This window comes from Ancylobacter radicis (genome assembly GCF_018449475.1).
Classification (GTDB): domain Bacteria; phylum Pseudomonadota; class Alphaproteobacteria; order Rhizobiales; family Xanthobacteraceae; genus Ancylobacter; species Ancylobacter radicis.
On the sequence record NZ_JAHCQH010000015.1, the window covers coordinates 789,227 to 811,327 of the forward strand.

Sequence of the window (22,101 nt, forward strand, 5' to 3'; positions counted from 1 at the left end):
CATACCGCCTTCATGCGGCAAATCCAGGAAGGATGCTGCTTCGCCCCTATGTAGGTTCGCCACCCAGCGCGCGCCAGGCGATATCGCTACGGCAGAACCCGTCCGGCCAGTCGATCAGGGCGATGGCGTCATAGGCCCGCTCGCGCGCCTCGGCGACATTGGCGCCGATGGCGGTGACGTTCAGCACGCGCCCGCCATTGGCGACCAGCTCGGTCCCCGCCCGCTTCGTGCCGGCGTGGAACACCTTCACCCCCGGCACCTGTTCGGCGGCGCCGATGCCTGCGATGCGCGTGCCTTTCTGATAGGCGCCGGGATAGCCGCGCGCGGCCATCACCACGGTGATCGCCGCCTCGGGCTTGAAGGGGACCGGCTGATCCTCCAGCCGCCCCGTCGCGACGGCGTGGAGCAGGGGTAGGATGTCGCTGTCCATCCGCAGCATCAGCACCTGGCATTCCGGGTCGCCGAAGCGGACATTGTATTCGATCAGCTTGGGCCCCTCGCGGGTGATCATCAGCCCGGCGAACAGCACGCCGCGATAGGCGCTCGCCGCATCGGCCAGCGCGCGGGCGGTGGGCCGGATGATGTCGTGCAGGGTGCGCCGCTCGATATCGGCGGTGAACACGGGCGCCGGCGAATAGGCACCCATGCCGCCGGTATTGGGGCCGCGGTCGCCATCATAGGCGCGCTTGTGGTCCTGCGCCGAGCCGAAGGGCAGCACCGTCTCGCCGTCGACCAGGCAGAAGAAGGAAACCTCCTCGCCTTCGAGGAATTCCTCGATCAGGATCTCGGTGCCTTCCCCGCCCATGGCGAAGACCTCGTCGACGCCGTCCAGTGCCTCGTCGACGGTCATGGCGACGATGACGCCCTTGCCGGCCATCAGCCCGTCGGCCTTGAGCACGATGGGCGCGCCCTGCTGGCGGATGAACGCGCGCGCGGCCTCGACCTGCGTGAACCGGCCGAAGGCGGCGGTCGGGATGCCGTGCGCCTTGCACAATTCCTTGGTGAACAGCTTGGAGCCTTCGAGCTGGGCCGCCACGCGGCGCGGGCCGAACACCGGCAGGCCCTCACTGATCAGCCGGTCGGCGATGCCGTCAACCAGCGGCGCCTCGGGGCCGACGATCACGAAATCGATCTTCTGCGCCCCGCACAGGGTGACGATGGCGTCATGGTCGTCGAGCGGGACGTCGAAGCAGGTCGCGTGCTCGGCAATGCCCGGATTGCCCGGCACCGCGTAAAGCCGGCCGAGCAGCGGGCTCTGCGCCAGTTTCCAGGCGAGGGCGTGCTCACGCCCCCCCGAACCGAGCAGAAGAACATTCATGCGGCAAGCCTCCAGCGCCCCGACCTCGCGCTTCGCCTAAACGTTCGGGCGGGATGGGGCAAGGGTTGTTCAATGCATGGCCACCGGCGGGGTACCGACCTGTTCGTGCTTCGAGGCTGCCCTGGCGGGCAGCACCTCAGCATGACGGCCGTCGAGCCGTCCCCGTGTGCCGTCATCCTGAGGTGCTCGGGCGCAGCCCGAGCTCGAAGGATACCCGGCGCGGCCCTACTCGTAGGCCAGCGCCACCACCGGGTCCATGCCGGCGGCCTTGCGGGCCGGCAGGTAGCCGAAGATCAGCCCGGTGAGGAAGGCGCAGCCGAAGGCGAGCAGCGCCGGCAGCAGCGACAGCACGATGGTCACGCCGAGATATTCCAGCAGCAGCGCCACGCCGACGCCGAGGCCCACGCCCACCGCGCCGCCGACGCCGCACACCACCAGTGCCTCGGTGTTGAACTGCAGCATGATGTTGCTCATGCGCGCCCCGGTGGCCATGCGGATGCCGATCTCGCGGGTGCGCTCGGTCACGCTCACCAGCATGATGTTCATCACGCCGATGCCCGCCACCAGCAGCGAGATGGCGGCGACGCAGCCCAGCACCAGCGTCAGCGTGTTCTGCGTCTCCATCGCCGTTTCCAGGAACTGCGCGGTGTTGCGCACCTGGAAATCCTCCGACTGGTGGCGCTCGGTGATGATGCGGGTGATGTCCTGCTCGACGCGGGGAATGTCCCCGGCGTTCTCGACCTTCACCGTGATCGAATTGACGAAGCGCCGGCCGAAGACGCGCACGAAACCGGTGGAGACCGGGACCAGCGCCACGTCGTCCTGGTCCTGGCCGAAGGCGTTGGCGCCGCGCGGGGCGAGCACGCCGATCACCTCATAGGGCACGTTCTTCACCAGCACGTAGCGCCCGAGCGGGTCGTCCTCGCCGAACAGATTGTTCACCACCGTCTCGCCGAGCACGATCACCGGGGCGTAGGTGCGCACATCGGCGGGGGTGAACATCACACCGCGCGCCAGCGACCAGTCGCGGGCGGCGAGATAATCCGCGCTGGTGGCGGTTATGGAGGTGTAATAATCCGCCGAGCCGAAGCGCATCGTGTAGCGCCCGGTCCGCTCCGGCGCGACCGCGCTGATGCCCGGTATGACCTTCAGCGCATCGGAATCCTCCGGCAGCAGGGTCGCATTGTCGCCGCTGGAGCGGATGCCGGCGGCGCCGGGCCGCACGATCAGCAGGTTGGTGCCGATCTGCGAGATGCGCTCCATCACGCTCTGCTTGCCGCCATCGCCGACCGCCAGCATGGTGATGACCGAGGCGACGCCGATGACGATGCCGAGCAGGGTCAGCGCGGTGCGGAACACATTCGACCCCATCGAGGCGAAGGCCATGCGCACCGCCTCGGCGAGATCGGGAAGGAAGCGGGCAAAGCCCCCAGCCCCATTGCCCCGGCTCGCCGGCAGCGGCGCCCGGTCGGGTTCGGGCTCATGCCGTTCGTCCGAGACGATGCGCCCGTCCTGGAAGCGCACGACGCGCCGGGCGTGCGCGGCGACATCGGGATCATGGGTGATGAGGATGACCGTGTGGCCTTCCGCGTTCAGCTCGGTGAGCAGGGCCAGCACGTCCTCGCCGCTGCGCGAATCGAGCGCGCCGGTCGGCTCGTCGGCGAGGATCACCGGGGCCGCGTTCATCAACGCGCGGGCGATCGAGACGCGCTGCTGCTGGCCGCCGGAAAGCTGGTTCGGCCGATGGCCGGCGCGATCGCCAAGGCCGAGCCGGGCGAGCAGCTGGTGCGAGCGGGTCTCCCGCCGCTCCTGCGCCGTGCCGGCATAGATCGCCGGGATTTCCACATTCTCCGCCGCCGTCAGGGTGGGCAGCAGATTGTACCGCTGGAACACGAAGCCGAAGGTGGAGCAGCGCAGGGCGGCGAGCTGGTCCTTGTCGAGGCCGGCGACATCCACCCCGTCCACCCGGTAGCTGCCGGCGGAAGGCCGGTCGAGGCAGCCGACAATGTTCATCAGCGTCGACTTGCCCGAACCGGACTGGCCCATGATGGCGACGAACTCGCCGGGATGGATGGCCAGCGACACGCGGTCGAGCGCGCGCACCACGGTTTCCCCATTGGGGTAGATGCGGCTCACATCGGTGAGTTCGAGGATCGGGCGGGGAGGCGTGCCGGGGGAGGCGACGGGCGCGGGCAATGCGTCGAGACGGGACCCGAGATCGCGCGTGAGATCGTCCATGGCGCGCCCTCAGCCGAGGCGCGGCGGCATGGACGGGCGCGGCCCGCCCGCGCCGCCGGGCCGTCCGGTAGCCGCCGCGGTGCCGGTCACCACCGTCTCGCCGGGCGCGAGGCCCTCGATCACCTGCGTGAGCGAGCGGTTGGACAGGCCGGTCCTGATGGTCCGTTCCTGCGGGCCGGCGGGGGTCATCACCCGCACCGTGGCCGTGCCGTCGCGCCGGGTGCGCACCGCCGGGGTCGGCACCAGCGGCACGCCCTTGGCCTCGCCGAGGCGGAAGAACACCTGCGCGGTCATGTCGGTCATCAGCGTCAGGTCGGGGTTCGGCACGTCGATCAGCACATTGTAGAGCACGACATCGTTGACGATGGTCGGGGTCGGCTCGATCTGCCGCACCGCGCCTTCCCAGCGCCGGTCCGGCAGGCCGAGCGTGGAGAAATAGGCGGGGGTGCCGACCGTGATCCGGGGAATGTCGCCCTCGGCCACCTGCGCCGTCACCGTCATGGTCTGCAGGTCGGCGATGCGCAGCACGATGGGCGCGCTCTGGTTGGCATTCAGCGTCGAGCCTTCGCGGGCGGTGATGGACACCACCGTGCCGTCCATCGGGGCGTAGATCTTGGTGTAGCCGAGATTGGCGAGATCGCCTTCCAGCGTCGCCTGCGTCTGGGCGATCTGCGCTTTCAGCGCGTCGATCTTGGCGTAGGAGATGCGCATGGTGGCCTCGGCCGCCTCCGCCGCGTCGCGGCTGCCGGCCTGCTTCGACCAGAGTTCCTGCGCGCGGTCGTTGCGCAGCCGGTCGAGGGTCAGCTGCGCCTCGGCCTGGGCCAGCTGGGCGCGCAGATTGTCGAGGCTGGCGCGGTCGCCATTGACCCGCGTCTGGTAGACGGTGGGGTCGATCTCGGCGAGCAGCTCGCCCTTCTTCACCACGGCGCCCACATCGGGATGGATGACGCGAAGCTGGCCCGACACCTGCGTGCCGACATCGACATAGGTCTTGGGTTGCATCTTGGCGATGGCGGTGACGGTGGTCTCGATATCGCCGAGTTCGACGGTCGCCGTCTGGTAGGCGGGCCCCGCCTCGGAGCCGGCGCGCGTGCTGTAGTAATAGGCGCCGCCGCCGGCCGCGGCCAGGGCGATCGCCACGATCCACGGCCACCGCCGACGCCGCCGCACCGCCACTGTCGTCGCCATCAACCCGCCTTCCGACCTCTGAAGCATCGCCCGTCCACTCGCCTGACCCCTTGTTCCGGGATAAGGCGGAAGCCGCAGCGCACAAAGTGAATTCGCGGTAATGATAGGCGGCGCCTATCGAACTGGAAACGCTCTAAAAAATGTCAGGCGTCGGGGTGGCGCCCGGGCGGCACTCAGCGGTCCTGCGGACGATAGTCGCCGGTTACCGGATCGCGGCGCAGGGTGCTCCGGCCGGCCGCGCGCGCCTCCTCGCCCTCACGGCGCGCATCCAGCTCGGCATTGACGCGGCGGGATTCGCTGGCGAGGCGCTTGACCAGCGCGGCGGCGCCGAGGGCACCGAGGGCGAGGACGATAAAGGGGGGCATGGCGTGTCCTCCGTCTCAGCCCGTCACAGGCCGTAACGCTGCCAGAGCGAACGCTCCTCGGCACGCGCCAGCAGGGTTTCGGCAAAACCGGCGCCGGCGCTGCCCAGCCCCGCCTCCGGCCCGTCGAGCGCGCTATGGGACAGCCCCGGCACACGCCGGCTCAGGAAACCACCGCGCGCCTCGATCAGCGGGGTGAGCACCTTGTCGCCATAACGCGCCTTGAGGAAGGAACGCAGGTCGCCGATCGAATCGACGAGGCCGAGTTCCTGCGCCTGCGGCGCCGCCCAGAACTCGCCGGAGAACAGCGTCTCATCGTCGCCGTTGAGCACATCGCCGCGCCGCTGCCGGACAAGGCCAGTGAAGGCGACATGGACGTCCTGCTGGATCGCCTTGAGCCGCTCGACATCCTCCGCCTTCTCGGGCTGGAACGGGTCGAGCATCACCTTGCGGGCGCCGGCGGTGTAGACGCGCCGCTCAATGCCGAGCTTGTCCAGCACGCGGTCGAAGCCGAAGCCGGCGCTGACCACGCCGATCGAGCCGAGGATGGAGAACGGATCGGCGACGATCTCGTCGGCGGCGCAGGCGAGCATGTAGCCGCCGGACGCGGCGACATCCTCGACAAAGGCGATGACCGGGATCTTCTTCTCCTCCGCCAGCAGGCGGATGCGGCGATAGATCAGATGCGACTGCACCGGCGAGCCGCCCGGCGAATTGATCACCAGCGCCACCGCCTTCGCGCCCTTGACCGCGAAGGCGCGGTCGAGCGAGCGGGAAATGCCGGCGAAGGTCAGGCCCGGATTGAACGGCCGGGACATGCCGATGGCGCCGGAGAGCCGCACCACCGGCACGATGGCGGCGTCGGCCCGCATCCGCGCGGGCAGGATCGGATCGAGGCGGCGGCGGAGATCGGCGAGAAAGGAGGAGCTGGCCATGGTGATCCACGTGGGTGTGTCCATCCACATAGGGCGCCCAGCCGCCCGGCTCAAGCGGCCGGCGCAAACACCGCGCCTGTGCCTCTGGAGCTAGATTCCCTCGCCCTGCCGCAGCAGGCGTTCCGCCTCGGCACTCGGGCGCCCGTCCGGCCCGGCAAGCACGAGGCCGGGCAGGAAGGCGGGCGGGGTGCGCCGGCCTTTCACCGCGCCGATCAGCAGGCGGATCGCCGGCGCCTCGGCGCGCGGATGCACAGGACGGATCGTCACGGCACCGAAACGTCCTGAAAGGCCCGCCAGCAGCGTCTCCAGCGCCTCCGGCCGGTGGATCAGCGCCAGCCGCCCACCCGCCTCCAGCAGCCGCTCGGCCGCGCGCAGCCAGGGCTCGATCGCACCATCAGCCACGCTGTGCGCCAGCGCCCGCCGCGCGCGGGGCGAGACACGGTGACGCGCCGGATCGTTGAAAGGCGGGTTCATCAGCACGAGATCGGCCGCGCGCGCCGCCGGTTCAGCGGGACCGGAGGGGCGGGCGAGGCGGGTCACATCCTCCGTCACCACGCGAACGCGGCCCGACAGGTCCGGCTGCTGCCGGTCGGCGTTGCGGCGGGCAAGTTCAGCGGTGGCGCGGTCGATCTCGACCAGCGTCACCGTGGCGGCGGGAAGGCGGATCGCCAGAGCCAGCCCGGCCGCACCGACGCCCGATCCCAGATCGACCGCGCGGTGCGCATCGGCCGGGGCGCTGGCGGCGAGCAGCAGCGCGTCATGGCCGGCCCGGTGGCCGCGCGCCGGCTGGAGCAGCCTCAGCCGACCGCCGAGCAGCGCGTCATCGGTCAGCGCCTCGCCCTCATCGACCAGCGCCGGGACATCGGGATGGGTCACGCTCACTCGGTCCGCAGTTCGGCGCCCAGCCCGGCCTCGCGCAGCAGGGCGCGGGCCTCGTCGAGCGCGTCCTCTTCCACCAGCAGGCGGCGCGGCAGCAGGCCGATGGAGCCTTCCATCACGCTCATGTGTTGGTCGAGCATCAGATACACGATGCCCGCGCCATCGAGCAGCGCCCCGATGGCGGAAAGAAGAACGATGTCATTGGTCCGCAAGAGTTCACGCATAAGGATATAATGCCACGGAAAGAGCCGGCGATGCATAACGTTGCGGCAATTTCGCAACAGGGACTATTTCCGTCTTTCCGCCATTTACGCTATGCGAGGGGGCCGTCGCCCACAATCGAGCGGCACCCGCGCGCTGTCGTGGGGGCTGGCACCCTTGCAGCGGCGGCGATCCGCGCTCCATATGGTGCCCGCCCACCGACCAACCGGAAAGCATGCCGTGGCCGTTGTCCTGCCTTTCGATCCCGTCGCCGAGGTCTCGGCCGCGCCCTCCATCGAGGGTATCGTCACTCTGGTTCGCGCGGACATGGAGCGGGTCAACGCCCTGATCCTCTCGCGCACCGGCTCGGACGTGACGATGATCCCGGAAGTGGCGCAACACCTCATCTCCTCCGGCGGCAAGCGGCTGCGGCCGATGTTGACGCTGGCGACCGCCGATCTGTGCGGCTACCAAGGCGAGGGCGATGTGAAGCTCGCCGCCTCGGTGGAATTCATGCACACCGCGACGCTGCTGCATGACGACGTGGTCGACGACAGCGAGATGCGCCGGGGCAAGCTCGCCGCCCGCATGCTGTGGGGCAATGAGGCCAGCGTTCTGGTCGGCGATTTCCTGCTCGGCCAGGCGTTCCGCATGATGATCGAGGTCGGCAACCTCACCGCGCTCGACATTCTCTCCACCGCCGCCGTGGTGATCGCCGAGGGCGAGGTGGCCCAGCTCGCCGCTGCCAAGAACACCGCGACCAGCGAGGACGACTATCTCGCCGTCATTCGCGGCAAGACCGCCGAACTGTTCGCCGCCGCCTGCGAGGTCGGCCCGGTCCTCGCCGGCCGGCCCAAGCTGGAACAGGCCGCCTGCCGCAGCTACGGCATGAATCTCGGCATCGCCTTCCAGCTGATCGACGACGCGCTCGACTATGGCGGCTCGGGCGCCGATCTCGGCAAGAATGTCGGCGACGATTTCCGCGAGGGCAAGATCACGCTGCCCATCGTGCTCGCCTTCCGGCGCGGCGATGAGGAGGAGCGGGCCTTCTGGCGCCGCTGCCTGGAGCGCGGCGAGATCGCCGAGGGCGACCTCGAGCGCGCCATCGCGCTGCTGGCCGGGCACAAGACCATTGCCGACACGGTGGAGCGCGCCCGCCATTACGGCGCCATGGCGAAGGACGCACTCGGCATCTTCCCGGCCGGTCCGACCCGCAGCGCGCTGATCGACGTGGTCGACTTCTGCGTCTCGCGCGCCCACTAAGAGCGCCAACGGCGGGCCGGCACTCAGCGCCGGCTGGCGAAGAAGTCCTTGAGCAGCATGGCCGCCTCGCTCTCGCCCAGCCCGCCATAGAGATCGGGCCGGTGATGGCAGCTCGGCTGCGAGAAGAAGCGCACGCCGCTTTCCACCGCCCCGCCCTTGGGGTCCGCCGCGCCGTAATAGACCCGGCGCAGCCGCGCCCAGGCGATGACGCCGGCGCACATGGTGCAGGGCTCCAGCGTGACATAGAGATCGCAGTCGGGCAGACGGTCCGATCCCAGCCGCGCCGCGGCGGCGCGGATCGCCAGCATCTCGGCATGGGCGGAGGGGTCGTTCAGCTCGCGCGTGCGGTTGCCGTCGGCCGCGATCACCGCGCCGTCCCGCACGATCACCGCGCCGACCGGCACTTCGCCGCGCGCCGCGGCCAGCCGGGCCTGCTCCAGCGCCGCCGTCATGAAGCTCGATCCTGCCGTCACCTGCCCCGCACCGTTCTCGTAAAAGCTCGCCTCTGCGCACCGGACGTGCTAGCACCCGCGACCCATTGCAGATATCGCTTAGAGACGCCCGGCGCCCTGATCGCCCGGCGCGTAGCCCGGACGCCCGCATCCCATGCCCAAGAATACCCCGCCCCGCAAGGAACAGAATCGCGTGCCGCGCGCCCCCCGCGCGCTGACGCCGGCCGAACCCCGCGACGCCGAGCGCATCGCCAAGGTGGTCGCCCGCGCCGGCCTCGGTTCGCGCCGCGAAATCGAGGAATGGATCCTCGCCGGGCGCGTCGCGGTGAATGGCGAGGTTCTGGAGAGCCCGGCCCGCACCGTCACCGCCGAGGACAAGATCACCGTCGACGGCGTCGCGCTGCCCGAGAAGGAGCGCACGCGGCTGTTCCTCTACCACAAGCCCAAGGGCGTGGTGACGACCAATTACGACCCCGAGGGACGCCCGACCCTGTTCGAGATCCTGCCGGGCGGCCTGCCGCGCCTGGTCTCGGTCGGCCGGCTCGATCTCAACACCGAAGGGCTGATCCTGCTCACCAATGATGGCGGCCTCGCCCGCGTGCTGGAGCTGCCGGAAACCGGCTGGCTGCGCCGCTACCGGGTGCGCGCCAAGGGCGACATCACCCAGGACAAGCTCGACGCGCTGATCGCCGGCATCACCGTGGACGGCGTGCATTACGGGCCGATCGAAGCGGTGCTGGACCGCGTGCAGGGCGCCAATGTGTGGCTCACTTTGGCGCTGCGCGAGGGCAAGAACCGCGAAGTCCGCAATGTGCTCGGCAGCCTCGGCCTCGACGTCAACCGGCTGATCCGCCTCTCCTATGGCCCGTTCCAGCTCGGCGAGATCGTCCAGGGCGCGGCCGAGGAAGTGCGCACCCGCATCCTGATGGACCAGCTCGGCCCGGAGCTTTCCGCCGCCGCCGGTGCCGATTTCGACGGGCCGCTGTTCGATCACGCGGTCGAGGATGAGGCCCCGCGCAAGCCCTCCAAGGCCCGCTACGCCAAGGTGGAAGGCGCCGAGGACCGCCCGCGCCGCAAGCCGATCGACGCCGAGCCGGCGCCCGACAAGACCGTGAGCACCGGCATGCTGTCCGATCGCAAGGGCCGCAAGGTTCTGGTGCAGCGCGTGCGCAGCAACGAGCCGGAAGCCGTGGAAGAGGAACGCCCGGAGCGCGAGGAACGCCGCCCGGCCCGTGGACCGGGTCGTGACAAGGCACGCGGTCCCGGCCGCGACCGCAAGGCCGCCGGGCCGCGTCCCTCCCGTCCCCGCGCGAGCGAGGAGCGCGATGGACCGAGCGGCGGCGAGCGGGGCGGCGAACGCACCTTCCGCGCCCGCAGCGACCGTCCCGTCCGCAGCGACGAGGACCGTCCCGCGCGCCCGGAGGGTGACCGTCCGTTCCGCGAGCGCGCCCCGCGTCCCGAGGGCGACCGTCCGTTCCGTGAGCGCACCCCGCGCGCCGAGGGCGATCGTCCGTTCCGCGAGCGCGCCCCGCGTCCCGAAGGCGACCGTCCGTTCCGCGAGCGGCCCCCGCGCGCCGAGGGCGATCGTCCGTTCCGCGAGCGGCCCCCGCGCGCCGAGGGCGATCGTCCGTTCCGCGAGCGCGCCCCGCGTCCCGAAGGCGACCGTCCGTTCCGTGAGCGTGCTCCGCGCCCCGAGGGCGACCGTCCGTTCCGCGAACGCGCTCCGCGTCCCGAGGGGGGGCGCCCCTATCGCGGCGCGGATAATGACCGGCCGTTCAGCGGGCGGGTGAAGTCCGAGCAGAACCGCACCCGCCGTCCGCGCGTCGCCGAGATGGGCGATGCTCCGCGCGGTGATGACCGGCCGCGCCGGGACGAGGGCGAGCGCCCTGCCCGCCGCGAGCGTCCGGAAGGTGGCCGGTCGTTCGGCAACCGGGACGGCGGCGAGAAGCGCGCCTATGGCGCCAAGAATTTCGCCGACAAGCCGGGCGGGCGTTCCTTCGGCGACAAGCCGTCGGGCGGACGGTCGTTTGGCGGCAAGCCGGGCGATGACAGGCCGGGCAAATCGTTTGGCGGTAAGTCGTTTGGCGGTAAGCCGGGTGGCAAGTCGTTCGGCGACCGCTCCGGCCCGCGCACCGGCGATGCGCCGCGCGGCGAGCGCCCCTCCGGCGGGCGGCCCGCCGGCAAATCGTTCGGCGACAGGCCGGGTGGTAAGTCGTTCGGCGGCAAGCCCGGCGCGCCCCGTTCGGGCGGCAAGCCTTCGGGCGGCAGACCTTCCGGTGACCGGCCTTCGGGCGGCAAGCCGTCCGGTGGCAAGCCCGGCGGGCGTCCCGGCCGGCCGCCGCGTGGCTGATCCGCGGAGCGTGTGAACCGTGCGCATCGTCGGCGGGCGCTTCAAGGGCCGCACCCTGCGCGGCCCCTCCACCAACGCCACGCGGCCGACCTCGGATCGGCTGCGTGAGGCGTTGTTCAACGTGCTTGCCCATGCCTATGGCGACCCGGCCGAGGGCGCGCGCGTGCTCGACCTGTTCGCCGGCACCGGCGCGCTGGGACTGGAGGCGCTTTCGCGCGGGGCGGCCTTCGCCGTCTTCGTCGAGGAGGCGGCCGAGCCGCGCGGCCTGATCCGCGCCAATATCGAGGCTCTGGGCCTCGACGGCATCACCCGCATCTTCCGCCGCGACGCCACCAAGCTCGGCGCCGCCCTCGCCAATGATGCCTTCGATCTGGTCTTCTGCGACCCGCCCTATGGAAAGGGCCTCGCGGTGGCGGCGCTGGAGTGCGCCCGCGCGGGCCGCTGGCTGGCGCCGGACGCGCTGGTGATCGTCGAGGAATCGGTCGAGGCCGCCTTCGCCGCGCCGGATGGCTTCGAGGAGCTGGAGCGCCGGCGCTACGACACCAGCGAACTGATTTTTCTGCGCGCGGCTGCGTGACCCTGCATGGCGGGACCCGGTGGCGGGGTTCAGCCCACCGCCGCCACCGCCTCGATGATGCGGGCAATGTCTTCCTCGCGGGAGAGGCGGTGGTCGCCATCCTTCACCAGCGTGATCACCACATCGTCCTCGGCCAGGCACGTGACCAGCTTCATCGCGTGCTGCCACGGCACCACCTCGTCGGCGACGCCCTGAAGGATGCGCACCGGGCAGCCGACCGCAAAGGGGGCGCCCAGCACGAGATTGCGCCGCCCGTCCTCGATGAAGGCGCGGGTGATCGGGGTGGGCTCGCCATAATCGGAGGCGCGGTACCACACGCCCTTTTCCTCGATCTCGGCGCGGATTTCGGGCGTCATCACCTTCCACATCAGCTCCTCGGAAAAGTCCGGTGCCGGGGCGATCAACACCAGCCCGGCAAGGCGCGCGCTGTCGCCCCGCGCGGCCAGCGCCCGCGCCAGCAGCAGCGCGATCCAGCCACCCATCGAGGAACCGACAACCACCTGCGGGCCTTCGGTTTCACTGTCGAACACGGCGAGCGCCTCCTGCGCCCAGCGCGAGATCGTGCCGTCGATGAAGGCGCCCTCGGATTCGCCATGGCCGGAATAGTCGAAACGCACCACCGGCCGGCCGCTCGCCGCGCCCCACTGCGCCAGCCGCTCCGCCTTGGTGCCGCGCATGTCGGACAGATACCCCCCGCACCACAGCACCCCCGGCGCCTCATCGGTCGCCCTGCCGGGCGTGCGGCGCAGGGCGATGCGGCGGGCATCGCTGCCGACCGAGAGAAACTCCGGCGCCGCCAGAGTCACGGCATCGGGCTTTGTGGTCGCGGTCTTTGTGGTCGCGGTCTTGGCGATCTCGGTCATGGCTGGCAGTCCTCTCGGCAGGCGGCTCGGCACGCCGCGGGGTGCGTGGCGCGCAGGCGCGGGCGGGCGACTTGCGATTCACGCCGGCCACGCCACATTCCCCTACAGGTGCGTCGCCCGCGTGCAAGGGCCGTTGGGCTTATCTTTGCCCTTATGTGCGGCGCAGCGCATTTTCCGTTTCGTCATACCGTTGACTTCTGTCGGGTTTGTCACGATCTTCTGCGACCGTTTTACGCGCGCAGAAACGAGCCGGCCGGCAAGAACTCGCGGCGCGTCGAAACGGATTTTCTGAAATGGCAGAGGAGAAAACCGCCATTCGTCGCCCCATGAGACCCGTCGCGCCGGAAAAGGACGGTCCGCGCGTCAACGAAGACATCCGGATCCGCGAAGTGCAGCTCATCGATCAGGATGGGCTTAATCTCGGCGTCATTCAGACTCGGGATGCCATTCTGCGTGCGCAGGAAGCCGGCCTCGATCTGGTCGAGATCGCGCCGAACTCCGTGCCGCCGGTTTGCAAGATCCTCGATTACGGCCGCTTCAAGTATCAAAACCAGAAGAAGGCCAACGAGGCGCGCAAGAAGCAGCACATCGTTGAGATCAAGGAAATCAAGCTGCGTCCCGGCATCGACACCCACGACTATGAGGTGAAGATGAAGGCCATCCACCGCTTCTTCGAGGAAGGCGACAAGGTGAAGATCACCCTGCGCTTCCGCGGCCGCGAGATGGCGCATCAGGAACTCGGCTACAAGCTGCTGAACAAGGTGAAGGAAGAACTCGCGCCGATCGCCAAGGTCGAAGCGGAGCCCTCGCTGGAAGGCCGGCAGATGATCATGGTGCTGGCCCCGCGCTGAGCGGAGCCGGCCCAGCTTGGGCAGACTGTCCCGGAACGGCCGCGAGGCCGGGTCCGGGATATTGCTGTTGGCTGCCCCGCGACAGGTGGGGCGGCGAAGATCACGGCCCCACTGACGGCCCCAACTGACGCCCCCTTGGCGGCGCGTCAGTCCGGCAGGCTGCCATTCTCGCCCAGCACCGCCCCGGCGAGATAGAGCGAGCCGGCGATCAGCACGCGCGGCGCCGGCGCCACCGGAAATGTCGCGAGCCCTTCCAGCGCCGCCGCCACACTCGGCGCGGTCGAGGCGCTGATGCCATGCACTGCGGCGGCCGCGGCCACCGCTTCGGGCGGCTGGCCCTTGTGCTCGCCCGGCACCGGCACGGCGATCACCTCCCGCGCCAGCCCCGCGAAGGGCGCAAGGAAGGTGCCGGAATCCTTCGTTCCCAGCATACCGACAATCAGCACCAGAGGCCGCGACACGCGATCCTCCAGATCGGCCAGCGCGGCGGCGAGCGCCTGCCCGCCGGCGGCATTGTGACCGCCATCAAGCCAGATATCGACGCCGGCCGGCGCCCGCTGGGTCAGCGGCCCCGGCCCCAGGCGCTGCAGCCGCGCCGGCCAGCTCGCCTGGCGCATCCCCTCCTCGAAGGCGGCGGGCGGCAGGCGCAAGGCGGGATCGCGCTGCCCGGCCACGCGCAGCGCCTCGACGGCAAGGCCGGCATTGCCGATCTGGTGCGGGCCGACCAGGCGCGGGCGCGGCAGATCGAGCAGCCCGTCCTCATCGGCCACCACGAGCCGGCCGGATTCCTCATGGGCCTGGAAATGCTCGCCCATCACCGCCAGCTTCACGGCCAGCCGCGCGGCCTGCCGCTCGATGACCTTGAGCGCCTCCGCCGGCTGCCGGGCGATCACCGCCGGCACGCCGCGCTTCAATATGCCGGCCTTCTCGCCGGCAATGGCGGCCACCGTCTCGCCGAGGAAATCGACATGGTCGATCGAAACCGGCGTGATGACGCTGACCAGCGGCGCCTCGATCACATTGGTGGCGTCGAGCCGCCCGCCGAGCCCGACCTCCAGCAGCAACACATCCGCCGGCACCTCGGCGAACAGCAGCAGCGCCGCCGCCGTGGTGATCTCGAAGAAGGTGATCGGCGCCCCCTCATTGGCCGCCTCGGCCCGGCTGAGCGCCTCGGTCAGCGTCGCGTCGTCGACCAGCGTGCCGGCGAGGCGGATGCGCTCGTTGAAGCGCACCAGATGGGGCGAGGTATAGACATGCACGCGCTTGCCGGCGGCCTCCAGCACGGCGCGCATGAAGGCGACGGTGGAACCCTTGCCATTGGTGCCGGCGACATGGATCACCGGCGGCAGGCGCCGCTCGGGATGGCCGAGCCGCTCCAGCACCCGCTGCATGCGCTCCAGCGAGAGGTCGATCAGCTTGGGGTGCAGCGCCAGCAGCCGCGCGAAGATATCCTCGACCGGAGGGAGAGCAGCAGGCGCGGCGGACATGGCACGAGCCTCAGGCGGCCGGCGACGGCAGGGCCGGCGTCTCGGGCGCGGCGGGGGCCGGCTCGGTGGGAGCCGTTTCAACCGGCTGGGCGGGCGCGGGTGCGCGCATCAGCAGGCGGCACAGCCGGCCGAGCGTGGCGCGCATCTCGTGGCGGTGCACGACGAGGTCGATCATGCCGTGGTCGCGCAGATATTCGGCGCGCTGGAAGCCCTCGGGCAGCTTCTCGCGGATCGTCTGCTCGATGACGCGCGGGCCGGCAAAGCCGATCAGCGCGCCCGGCTCGGCGATCTGGATGTCGCCCAGCATGGCATAGGAGGCAGTGACGCCACCGGTGGTCGGGTTGGTCAGCACCACGATGTAGGGGAGCTTGGCCTCGCGCAGTTCCTGGATGGCGCAGGTGGTGCGCGGCATCTGCATCAGCGAGAGGATGCCCTCCTGCATGCGCGCCCCGCCGGACGAGGCGAACATGATGAAGGGCGTGCCGCGCGAGGCTGCGGTCTCAAGGCCCGTCACGATGGCCTCGCCCGCCGCCATGCCGAGCGAACCGCCCATGAAGCCGAAATCCTGCACGGCGATGGTGACGGGCAAGCCTTCGAGCTTGCCATAGCCGACCTTCACCGCATCCTGTGCGCCGGTCTTGGTGCGGGCGTCCTTGAGACGGTCGACATAACGCTTCTCGTCGCGGAACTTCAGCGGGTCGGCAACCACCTGCGGCAGGGCGATGTCGTACCATTTGCCGCCGTCGAACACCGAGCGGAGCCGCGCCAGCGGGTCCATGCGCATATGGTAGTTGGAGCCGGGAATGACGTGGAGATTGGCCTCCAAATCCTTGTGGAACACCATCTGCCCGGTCTCGGGGCACTTCACCCAGAGATTCTCCGGCACCTCGCGGCGATTGAGGAAGCTGTTCAGCTTCGGGCGGACGACGTTCGAGATCCAGTTCAACGGCGTGGCTCCGGACGGTGGGACGGCGGCCGCGCAAGACGGCCGCATCCTCATCTAATCGCCGACAAGGGCGATGAAAAGGCGGGAAAGGGTGAGGAGCGCGCGCGGGCGCCTATTCGGCCGCTTCGCGCCGCGTGCCGCGCACCGCCTCGGCCAGCTGGCCGACCAGGCTGGTGACGGCCCCGACCGTGCCGGCGGTGGCCCGGTCCTCGCCGTCGAGCGTGCCGCGCAGCGCGTCGATCAGCGCCGAGCCGACCACCACGCCATCGGCACCGGCCGCGATCGCCGCCGCCTGCGCCGGGGTGCGCACGCCGAAACCGACGGCGACCGGCAGCGCGGTGTGGCGCTTGATGCGCGCCACCGCCTGGCCGACCACATCGGCGTCGGGCGTCGCCGAACCGGTAATACCGTTGATCGAGACGTAATAGACAAAGCCCGCCGTGTTCGCGAGCACGGTCGGCAGGCGCTTGTCGTCGGTGGTGGGCGTGGCGAGGCGGATGAAGGCGAGGCCCGCCTTCAGCGCCGGCAGGCACAGCTCATTGTCTTCTTCCGGCGGCAGGTCGACGACGACCAGCCCGTCCACACCGGCGGCCTTGGCATCCGCGAGGAAGCGGTCGACGCCATAGATATAGACCGGGTTGTAATAACCCATCAGCACCAGCGGCGTGGTGTCGTCGGTCTTGCGGAACTCGCGGACCATGGCGATGGTCTTGGCGAGCGTCTGCCCGGCTTTCAGCGCGCGCAGGCCCGCCGCCTGAATGGCGGGGCCGTCGGCCATCGGGTCGGTGAACGGCACGCCAAGCTCGATGATGTCGGCCCCGGCGGCCGGCAGCGCCTTCAGCAAAGTGAGCGAGGTGTCGTAATCCGGGTCGCCGGCGGTGATGAAGGTCACCAGCGCCGCGCGGCCCGCCGAAGCGCAGGCCTTGAAGCGGTGATCGAGCCGGGTGATCGGGCGCGTGGTCATAGGCTGGTCCCCAGAATCTCCGCCACCTGCGGAATGTCCTTGTCGCCGCGGCCGGACATGTTGACCACCATCAGGTGATCCTCCGGCAGGGTCGGCGCGAGTTCGATCACCTTGGCCAGCGCATGGGCCGGCTCCAGCGCCGGGATGATGCCCTCGAGCTTGGAGACAAGCTGGAAGGCGCTCAGCGCCTCGTCATCGGTCGCGGAGATGTAGGTCGCGCGGCCGGTGTCGTGCAGCCAGCTATGCTCCGGGCCGATGCCGGGATAGTCGAGGCCAGCCGAGATGGAATGCGCCTCGGTGATCTGCCCGTCATCGTCCATCAAGAGATAGGTGCGGTTGCCGTGCAGCACGCCCGGACGCCCGCCGGTGAGCGAGGCGGCGTGCTGGCCGGACGGTATGCCGTGGCCGGCCGCCTCGACGCCGAAGATCTGCACGGTCGGATCGTCGAGGAAGGGATGGAACAGGCCCATGGCGTTGGAGCCGCCGCCGATGCAGGCGATCAGGCTGTCCGGCAGCCGGCCTTCCTGCTCCTCCATCTGGGTGCGGGTCTCATGGCCGATGATCGACTGGAAGTCGCGCACCATGCCGGGATAGGGGTGCGGGCCGGCAACCGTGCCGATGCAGTAGAAGGTGTCGTGCACGTTGGTCACCCAGTCGCGCAGCGCCTCGTTCATGGCGTCCTTGAGCGTGCTGGAGCCGGACTTCACCGGCACCACCTCGGCGCCGAGCATCTTCATGCGGAACACGTTCGGCGCCTGCCGGGCAACGTCGACGGCGCCCATATAGACCACGCATTTCAGCCCGTAGCGGGCGCACAGCGTGGCAGTGGCGACGCCGTGCTGGCCGGCACCGGTCTCGGCGATGATCCGCTCCTTGCCCATGCGGCGGGCCAGCAGAATCTGGCCGAGGACGTTGTTCACCTTGTGCGAGCCGGTGTGGTTCAGCTCCTCACGCTTGAAATAGATCTTGGCGCCCTTGCCGGCCGGGGCACCCTTGCGCAGGTGCTCGGTGAAACGCTCGGCGTAATAGAGCGGGCTCGGGCGGCCGACATAATGCTTCAGCCCCGAATCCATTTCCGCCTTGTAGGCCGGGTCGGCTTTCGCCGCCTCATAGGCCTTCTCCAGGTCGAGGATCAGCGGCATGAGCGTTTCGGCGACGAAACGACCGCCGAAAATGCCGAAATGCCCGTTCTCGTCGGGGCCGGTGCGGAAGGAGTTCAGAACGTTCACGACGGTCTCGTCTCTCTGGCGGGTGAAGGGCGGGCGGGATCGGCGGGGCCGGAAGCCGCCAACGCGGACGCCTCGCGCGCCGCGCGCACGAAGGCGGCGATGCGGTCGGGGTCCTTGATGCCGGGGGCACGCTCGACACCGGAGGATACGTCCACGCCGCCCGGCTGGATGAGCCGCACGGCCGCGCCGACATTGTCCGGATCCAGTCCCCCTGACAACATGAAGGGCCGGGTCAGGTCAAGACCGGCGAGATTCGGGCCCGTCAGCAGGTTCCAGTCGAAGGCGACGCCATTGCCGCCGGGCAGCACGGCGTCCTTGGGTGGCTTGGCGTCGAGCAGCAGCCGGTCGGCCGCCGCCGCATAGGCGGGAAGGACAGCCAGATCCTGCGCCCCGCCAATGCCGATCGCCTTCATCACCGGAAGGCCGAAGCGGGCGCGGATGGCGCGAATGCGGGCCGGGTCTTCCGCGCCGTGAAGCTGGAGCAGGTCCGGGTGGATCGCCGCGACGATGCCGGCGAGCGCCGCGTCGTCCGCATCGACGCTCAGCGCGACAATCTGCGCGCGACCACGCACCTGCGCCGCCAGACCGGCGGCACGGGCGAGGTCGAGATGGCGCGGGCTCCGGGCGAAGAACACCATGCCGACCATGTCGGCTCCGGCCTCTAGCGCCGCCTCCAGCGTCTCGGGCGTGCTGAGCCCGCAGATTTTGATCTCAAGCGACAAGGCCGCCTCCTGCAAACGAGGCACTAGCACGGAATCGCGCGGGCTGGCGAGGGCCGGGGTCGCGCAGGCTCCCGGACGCCCTTGCGCACAGGGCGGCGTTGAAGGTCCGCGTCATGGGCGCGGCAGCTTTGCGACAGAAGGCGGCATTTAGCCCTTCCGTGCCGGCAATTCACATGCTACTCAGGATTATCTGTGAAATATATTATTTCACGCAATATTTTTGCATTATCCGGCCTCCGAGCCGGCATCAGGAGAACCGCCATGCGCCCGTCGCGCCGCCTTGTCCTCGCCGCCGCCCTGGCGCCCCTCGTCCTGTCCGGCCTCGCCTTTGAGGGCGCGCGCGCCCAGCAGGCGCCGACCACCCTGCTCAACGCCTCCTACGACATCGCCCGCGAGGTGTTCGAGGCGATCAACAAGGACTTCGTCCCGGCCTACAAGGCCAGGACCGGCACCGAGGTGAAGATCGACCAGAGCCATGCCGGCACCTCCAAGCAGGCCCGCTCGATCGTCGAGGGCCTGCCGGCGGACGTCGTGACCTTCAACCAGATCACCGACATCCAGTTCCTGGTCGACAAGGGCTTCGTCGCCAAGGACTGGCAGACGCGCCTGCCCAACGCCTCCTCGCCCTGGTACTCCTTCCCCGCCTTCCTGGTGCGCGCTGGCAACCCGAAGAACATCAAGGGCTGGGACGATCTGGTCCGCGATGACGTGAAGCTGGTCTTCCCGAACCCGAAAACCTCGGGCAATGGCCGCTACACCTATCTCGCCGCCTACGCCTATGCGCTGGAGAAGTTCAACGGCGACACCGCCCAGGCCGACGCCTTCGTGAAGAAGTTCCTCGCCAATGTCGTGGTGTTCGACACCGGCGGGCGCGGCTCCACCACCACCTTCGTGGAGCGCGAGCAGGGCGACGTGCTGCTGACCTTCGAGGCCGAGGTGATCAGCGCCAAGGATGCCTACAAGGACAAGAACTTCGTCGTCGTGGTGCCGCCGGTGAGCCTGCTCGCCGAATTCCCGGTCGCCGTGGTCGACAAGGTGGTCGACAAGCGCGGCTCGCGCGCCCTCGCCACCGACTATCTGACCTTCCTCTATTCGCCGGAAGGCCAGACGGTGGCCGCCACCGCCAATAACCGCGTCGTCGACCCCAAGGTCGCCGAGGCGTTCAAGGACAAGTTCGCCCCGGTGCGCCTCGTCAAGGTGGACGACGTGTTCGGCGGCTGGGCCAATGTGCAGAAGACCCACTTCGCCTCCGGCGGCAAGCTCGACGAGCTGTTCGTCGGCCAGTGAGGGGCTGCCTGTGAGCGGCTGCTAGGTAAGCGCGCTCTAGAAAGCGTCATCCCGGCCGACGCGCAGCGCAGAGCCGGGACCGCACGCCGCCGGAGCGCCCCGGATCGGGCCTCGCGGCGCGTCCGGGACGACGCCCGGGCGGCCGCGGCGCTGGACATCTCTCACCCTTTGCGGCATGGCCGGGATGTGTCCCGGCCATGGTCATTCCAGGAGCCTCCCGTTGAACCGCGTCATACCGGGCCTCCCGCTCTCGCTCGGCATCACCCTGCTCTATCTCAGCCTGATCGTGCTGCTGCCGCTCGGCGCGCTGGTCTGGCAGGCCAGTGGCGTGGGGCTGGAGCGTTACCTCGCCATCATGAGCGGCGGGCGCACCGCCTCGGCCTTTCAGGTGACGCTGTCCATGGCGGCGCTGGCGACGCTGTTCAACGCCGTCTATGGCCTCGCTTTGGCCTGGGTGCTGGTGCGCTATGATTTTCCCGGCAAGCGGCTGCTCGACGCGCTGGTCGACGTGCCCTTCGCCCTGCCGACCGCCGTCGCGGGTCTCGCTTTGTCGGCGCTGTTCGTCAGCAATGGCTGGTTCGGTGCCCCGCTCGCCGCGCTCGGCATCAAGGTGGCCTACACGCCGCTCGGCATCGCCGCCGCCATGGCCTTCACCTCGATCCCCTTCGTGGTGCGCACGGTGCAGCCGGTGCTGGAGGACCTCGCCGCCGATGTCGAGGAAGTCGCCGCCACGCTCGGCGCCTCGGACTGGCGGATCTTCACCCGCATCATCTTTCCGGCGATCTTCCCCGCCTTCCTCACCGGCGCCTCGCTCGGCTTTGCCCGCTCGCTCGGCGAGTTCGGCGCCATCATCTTCATCGCCGGCAATCTGCCGATGAAGACCGAGGTGGTCTCGCTGCTGACCTTCATCCGCATCGAGGAATATGACTACCCGGCCGCCGCCGCCATCGCCGCGACGCTGCTGGGGCTCGCCTTCGTGATGCTGTTCCTCGTCAACATGATACAGCTCTGGCAGCAGCGCCGCATCGGGCGGGGAGACTGATCCATGGCCCTTCAGCCCTCCTCCGGCGGCCCGCGCCGCATCCGCGTCGGCGATGGACCGCTGGCCCGCACCCTGCTCATCGGCACGGTGCTGCTGGTCACCGCGCTGGTGCTGGTGGCGCCGCTGATCGCCATCTTCGCCGAGGCGTTCCGGCAGGGAATCGGCGCCTATGCCGCCTCCTTCGCCGATCCCGATACGCGCTACGCCATCGGCCTCACCGTGTTCACCGCGCTGATCGTGGTGCCGATCAATGTCGCCTTTGGGATCGCGGCAGCGTGGTGCATTGCCAAGTTCCGCTTCACCGGCCGCAATCTGCTGGTGGCGCTGGTGGAACTGCCCTTCTCCATCTCGCCGATCATCGCCGGCGTCGCCTATCTGTTCGTCTATGGCGCGCAGGGGCTGCTCGGGCCGTGGCTGGAAGCCCATGACATCAAGATCATGTTCGCGGTGCCGGCGATCATCCTCGCCAGCCTGTTCGTCACCGCCCCCTTCGTGGCGCGCGAGCTGATCCCGCTGATGATCGCGCAGGGCTCGGAGGAAGAGGAGGCGGCGGTCACGCTCGGCGCCGGCGGCTGGCGTATCCTGCGGCTGGTGACGCTGCCCAATGTGCGCTTCGCCCTGCTCTATGGCGCGGCCCTGTGCAATGCGCGGGTGATGGGCGAGTTCGGCGCGGTCTCGGTGGTGGCCGGCAATATTCGCGGCCAGACCAACACCCTGCCGCTGCAGATCGAGCTGCTCTACCAGGACAACAACGCCATCGCCGCCTTCGCCATCGCGACGATCCTGACCGCCGTCGCGCTGGTGACGCTGGTCGCCAAGGCGATCATCGAGCGGCTCGACGCCCGCCGCGCCGCGCTCACCGGCGAGCCGACGGTAAAGGTTGCGGCCAAGGCCGGGCATTAGGCGGGGCGCGCCTGCGTGCTTCGAGGCCGCCCTGGCGGGCGTCA

At 69.7% G+C, this 22,101-nt stretch carries 21 protein-coding genes; 7 read left to right on the forward strand and 14 right to left on the reverse strand.

Features of this window, described 5'->3' with window-relative positions; translation table 11 throughout:
• Positions 1-46: 46 nt before the first annotated feature.
• The 7 genes from purD to KIP89_RS09715 all read right to left on the reverse strand — a co-directional run bounded on the left by purD (position 47) and on the right by KIP89_RS09715 (position 7,144).
• Entirely contained in the window at positions 47-1,318 is a 1,272-nt protein-coding gene (gene purD / locus KIP89_RS09685) for a phosphoribosylamine--glycine ligase (protein ID WP_213755155.1), read from the reverse strand.
• A 225-nt stretch (positions 1,319-1,543) separates the two neighbouring features.
• Entirely contained in the window at positions 1,544-3,556 is a 2,013-nt protein-coding gene (locus KIP89_RS09690) for a MacB family efflux pump subunit (protein WP_213755156.1), read from the reverse strand.
• 9 nt (positions 3,557-3,565) lie between these two features.
• Positions 3,566-4,744: an efflux RND transporter periplasmic adaptor subunit gene (locus KIP89_RS09695; RefSeq protein WP_250152297.1), complete on the reverse strand. Its 1,179-nt coding sequence runs from the start codon at positions 4,742-4,744 to the stop codon at positions 3,566-3,568.
• Positions 4,745-4,917: 173 nt separating this feature from the next.
• A complete protein-coding gene (locus KIP89_RS09700; RefSeq protein ID WP_213755158.1) occupies positions 4,918-5,109 on the reverse strand; it encodes a hypothetical protein in 192 nt (63 codons plus the stop codon).
• 23 nt (positions 5,110-5,132) lie between these two features.
• Positions 5,133-6,041 carry a S49 family peptidase gene (locus KIP89_RS09705; protein ID WP_213755478.1) on the reverse strand — a complete coding sequence of 303 codons (909 nt, stop codon included), beginning with the start codon at positions 6,039-6,041 and terminating at the stop codon, positions 5,133-5,135.
• 90 nt (positions 6,042-6,131) lie between these two features.
• A complete protein-coding gene (locus tag KIP89_RS09710) occupies positions 6,132-6,917 on the reverse strand; it encodes a tRNA1(Val) (adenine(37)-N6)-methyltransferase (RefSeq protein ID WP_369807095.1) in 786 nt (261 codons plus the stop codon).
• Between the two features lie 2 nt (positions 6,918-6,919).
• Positions 6,920-7,144: a putative signal transducing protein gene (locus KIP89_RS09715; RefSeq protein WP_213755159.1), complete on the reverse strand. Its 225-nt coding sequence runs from the start codon at positions 7,142-7,144 to the stop codon at positions 6,920-6,922.
• A gap of 217 nt (positions 7,145-7,361) precedes the next feature.
• Here KIP89_RS09715 and KIP89_RS09720 point away from each other — a divergent pair, with 217 nt between their 5' ends.
• Positions 7,362-8,384: a polyprenyl synthetase family protein gene (locus KIP89_RS09720; RefSeq protein WP_213755160.1), complete on the forward strand. Its 1,023-nt coding sequence runs from the start codon at positions 7,362-7,364 to the stop codon at positions 8,382-8,384.
• A gap of 23 nt (positions 8,385-8,407) precedes the next feature.
• Here KIP89_RS09720 and KIP89_RS09725 read toward each other — a convergent pair whose 3' ends face one another.
• Positions 8,408-8,836: a nucleoside deaminase gene (locus KIP89_RS09725; RefSeq protein WP_213755161.1), complete on the reverse strand. Its 429-nt coding sequence runs from the start codon at positions 8,834-8,836 to the stop codon at positions 8,408-8,410.
• A 154-nt stretch (positions 8,837-8,990) separates the two neighbouring features.
• Between KIP89_RS09725 and KIP89_RS09730 the strand changes: the two genes are divergently transcribed.
• The gene (locus KIP89_RS09730; RefSeq protein WP_213755162.1) at positions 8,991-11,186 is read left to right on the forward strand and encodes a pseudouridine synthase; all 2,196 of its coding nucleotides are present in this window, start codon (positions 8,991-8,993) and stop codon (positions 11,184-11,186) included.
• Between the two features lie 19 nt (positions 11,187-11,205).
• A complete protein-coding gene (gene rsmD, locus KIP89_RS09735) occupies positions 11,206-11,763 on the forward strand; it encodes a 16S rRNA (guanine(966)-N(2))-methyltransferase RsmD (protein ID WP_213755163.1) in 558 nt (185 codons plus the stop codon).
• Between the two features lie 29 nt (positions 11,764-11,792).
• Here rsmD and KIP89_RS09740 read toward each other — a convergent pair whose 3' ends face one another.
• Positions 11,793-12,626, reverse strand: coding sequence for an alpha/beta hydrolase (locus KIP89_RS09740; RefSeq protein ID WP_213755164.1), 834 nt, complete (start codon positions 12,624-12,626; stop codon positions 11,793-11,795).
• A 326-nt stretch (positions 12,627-12,952) separates the two neighbouring features.
• Between KIP89_RS09740 and infC the strand changes: the two genes are divergently transcribed.
• Positions 12,953-13,477 (forward strand): translation initiation factor IF-3, encoded by a 525-nt coding sequence (infC, locus tag KIP89_RS09745; RefSeq protein ID WP_213755480.1) that lies wholly within the window; start codon positions 12,953-12,955, stop codon positions 13,475-13,477.
• Between the two features lie 146 nt (positions 13,478-13,623).
• Here infC and KIP89_RS09750 read toward each other — a convergent pair whose 3' ends face one another.
• From KIP89_RS09750 to KIP89_RS09770, 5 genes are all read right to left on the reverse strand, one after another.
• Positions 13,624-14,964, reverse strand: coding sequence for a bifunctional folylpolyglutamate synthase/dihydrofolate synthase (locus KIP89_RS09750; RefSeq protein ID WP_213755165.1), 1,341 nt, complete (start codon positions 14,962-14,964; stop codon positions 13,624-13,626).
• 10 nt (positions 14,965-14,974) lie between these two features.
• Positions 14,975-15,910, reverse strand: a complete 936-nt coding sequence (accD, locus tag KIP89_RS09755) for an acetyl-CoA carboxylase, carboxyltransferase subunit beta (protein ID WP_213755166.1) — start codon at positions 15,908-15,910, stop codon at positions 14,975-14,977.
• A 112-nt stretch (positions 15,911-16,022) separates the two neighbouring features.
• Complete coding sequence (gene trpA / locus KIP89_RS09760) at positions 16,023-16,874, reverse strand: tryptophan synthase subunit alpha (protein WP_213755167.1); 852 nt, start codon at positions 16,872-16,874, stop codon at positions 16,023-16,025.
• Positions 16,871-18,103, reverse strand: a complete 1,233-nt coding sequence (gene trpB, locus KIP89_RS09765) for a tryptophan synthase subunit beta (RefSeq protein ID WP_213755168.1) — start codon at positions 18,101-18,103, stop codon at positions 16,871-16,873. Before trpB ends, trpA begins: the two co-directional genes overlap by 4 nt.
• Positions 18,100-18,825 carry a phosphoribosylanthranilate isomerase gene (locus KIP89_RS09770; RefSeq protein ID WP_213755169.1) on the reverse strand — a complete coding sequence of 242 codons (726 nt, stop codon included), beginning with the start codon at positions 18,823-18,825 and terminating at the stop codon, positions 18,100-18,102. Before KIP89_RS09770 ends, trpB begins: the two co-directional genes overlap by 4 nt.
• A gap of 261 nt (positions 18,826-19,086) precedes the next feature.
• Here KIP89_RS09770 and cysP point away from each other — a divergent pair, with 261 nt between their 5' ends.
• The 3 genes from cysP to cysW all read left to right on the forward strand — a co-directional run bounded on the left by cysP (position 19,087) and on the right by cysW (position 22,057).
• A complete protein-coding gene (cysP, locus tag KIP89_RS09775) occupies positions 19,087-20,112 on the forward strand; it encodes a thiosulfate ABC transporter substrate-binding protein CysP (protein WP_213755170.1) in 1,026 nt (341 codons plus the stop codon).
• A 220-nt stretch (positions 20,113-20,332) separates the two neighbouring features.
• On the forward strand, positions 20,333-21,154 hold the full coding sequence (cysT, locus tag KIP89_RS09780; protein WP_213755171.1) for a sulfate ABC transporter permease subunit CysT: 822 nt from the start codon (positions 20,333-20,335) through the stop codon (positions 21,152-21,154).
• A gap of 3 nt (positions 21,155-21,157) precedes the next feature.
• Complete coding sequence (gene cysW / locus KIP89_RS09785; RefSeq protein WP_213755172.1) at positions 21,158-22,057, forward strand: sulfate ABC transporter permease subunit CysW; 900 nt, start codon at positions 21,158-21,160, stop codon at positions 22,055-22,057.
• Positions 22,058-22,101: the final 44 nt, after the last annotated feature.

Excerpts from the sequence above, each read along its gene's own strand:
- KIP89_RS09730 (WP_213755162.1), top strand. The coding sequence starts at position 8,991 with ATGCCCAAGAATACCCCGCCCCGCAAGGAACAGAATCGCGTGCCGCGC.
- KIP89_RS09725 (WP_213755161.1), bottom strand. The coding sequence starts at position 8,836 with ATGACGGCGGCGCTGGAGCAGGCCCGGCTGGCCGCGGCGCGCGGCGAA.
- KIP89_RS09695 (WP_250152297.1), bottom strand. The coding sequence starts at position 4,744 with ATGGCGACGACAGTGGCGGTGCGGCGGCGTCGGCGGTGGCCGTGGATC.
- cysP (WP_213755170.1), top strand. The coding sequence starts at position 19,087 with ATGCGCCCGTCGCGCCGCCTTGTCCTCGCCGCCGCCCTGGCGCCCCTC.
- infC (WP_213755480.1), top strand. The coding sequence starts at position 12,953 with ATGAGACCCGTCGCGCCGGAAAAGGACGGTCCGCGCGTCAACGAAGAC.
- purD (WP_213755155.1), bottom strand. The coding sequence starts at position 1,318 with ATGAATGTTCTTCTGCTCGGTTCGGGGGGGCGTGAGCACGCCCTCGCC.
- cysW (WP_213755172.1), top strand. The coding sequence starts at position 21,158 with ATGGCCCTTCAGCCCTCCTCCGGCGGCCCGCGCCGCATCCGCGTCGGC.
- KIP89_RS09740 (WP_213755164.1), bottom strand. The coding sequence starts at position 12,626 with ATGACCGAGATCGCCAAGACCGCGACCACAAAGACCGCGACCACAAAG.
- KIP89_RS09705 (WP_213755478.1), bottom strand. The coding sequence starts at position 6,041 with ATGGCCAGCTCCTCCTTTCTCGCCGATCTCCGCCGCCGCCTCGATCCG.
- KIP89_RS09700 (WP_213755158.1), bottom strand. The coding sequence starts at position 5,109 with ATGCCCCCCTTTATCGTCCTCGCCCTCGGTGCCCTCGGCGCCGCCGCG.
- KIP89_RS09750 (WP_213755165.1), bottom strand. The coding sequence starts at position 14,964 with ATGTCCGCCGCGCCTGCTGCTCTCCCTCCGGTCGAGGATATCTTCGCG.
- trpA (WP_213755167.1), bottom strand. The coding sequence starts at position 16,874 with ATGACCACGCGCCCGATCACCCGGCTCGATCACCGCTTCAAGGCCTGC.
- KIP89_RS09715 (WP_213755159.1), bottom strand. The coding sequence starts at position 7,144 with ATGCGTGAACTCTTGCGGACCAATGACATCGTTCTTCTTTCCGCCATC.
- KIP89_RS09690 (WP_213755156.1), bottom strand. The coding sequence starts at position 3,556 with ATGGACGATCTCACGCGCGATCTCGGGTCCCGTCTCGACGCATTGCCC.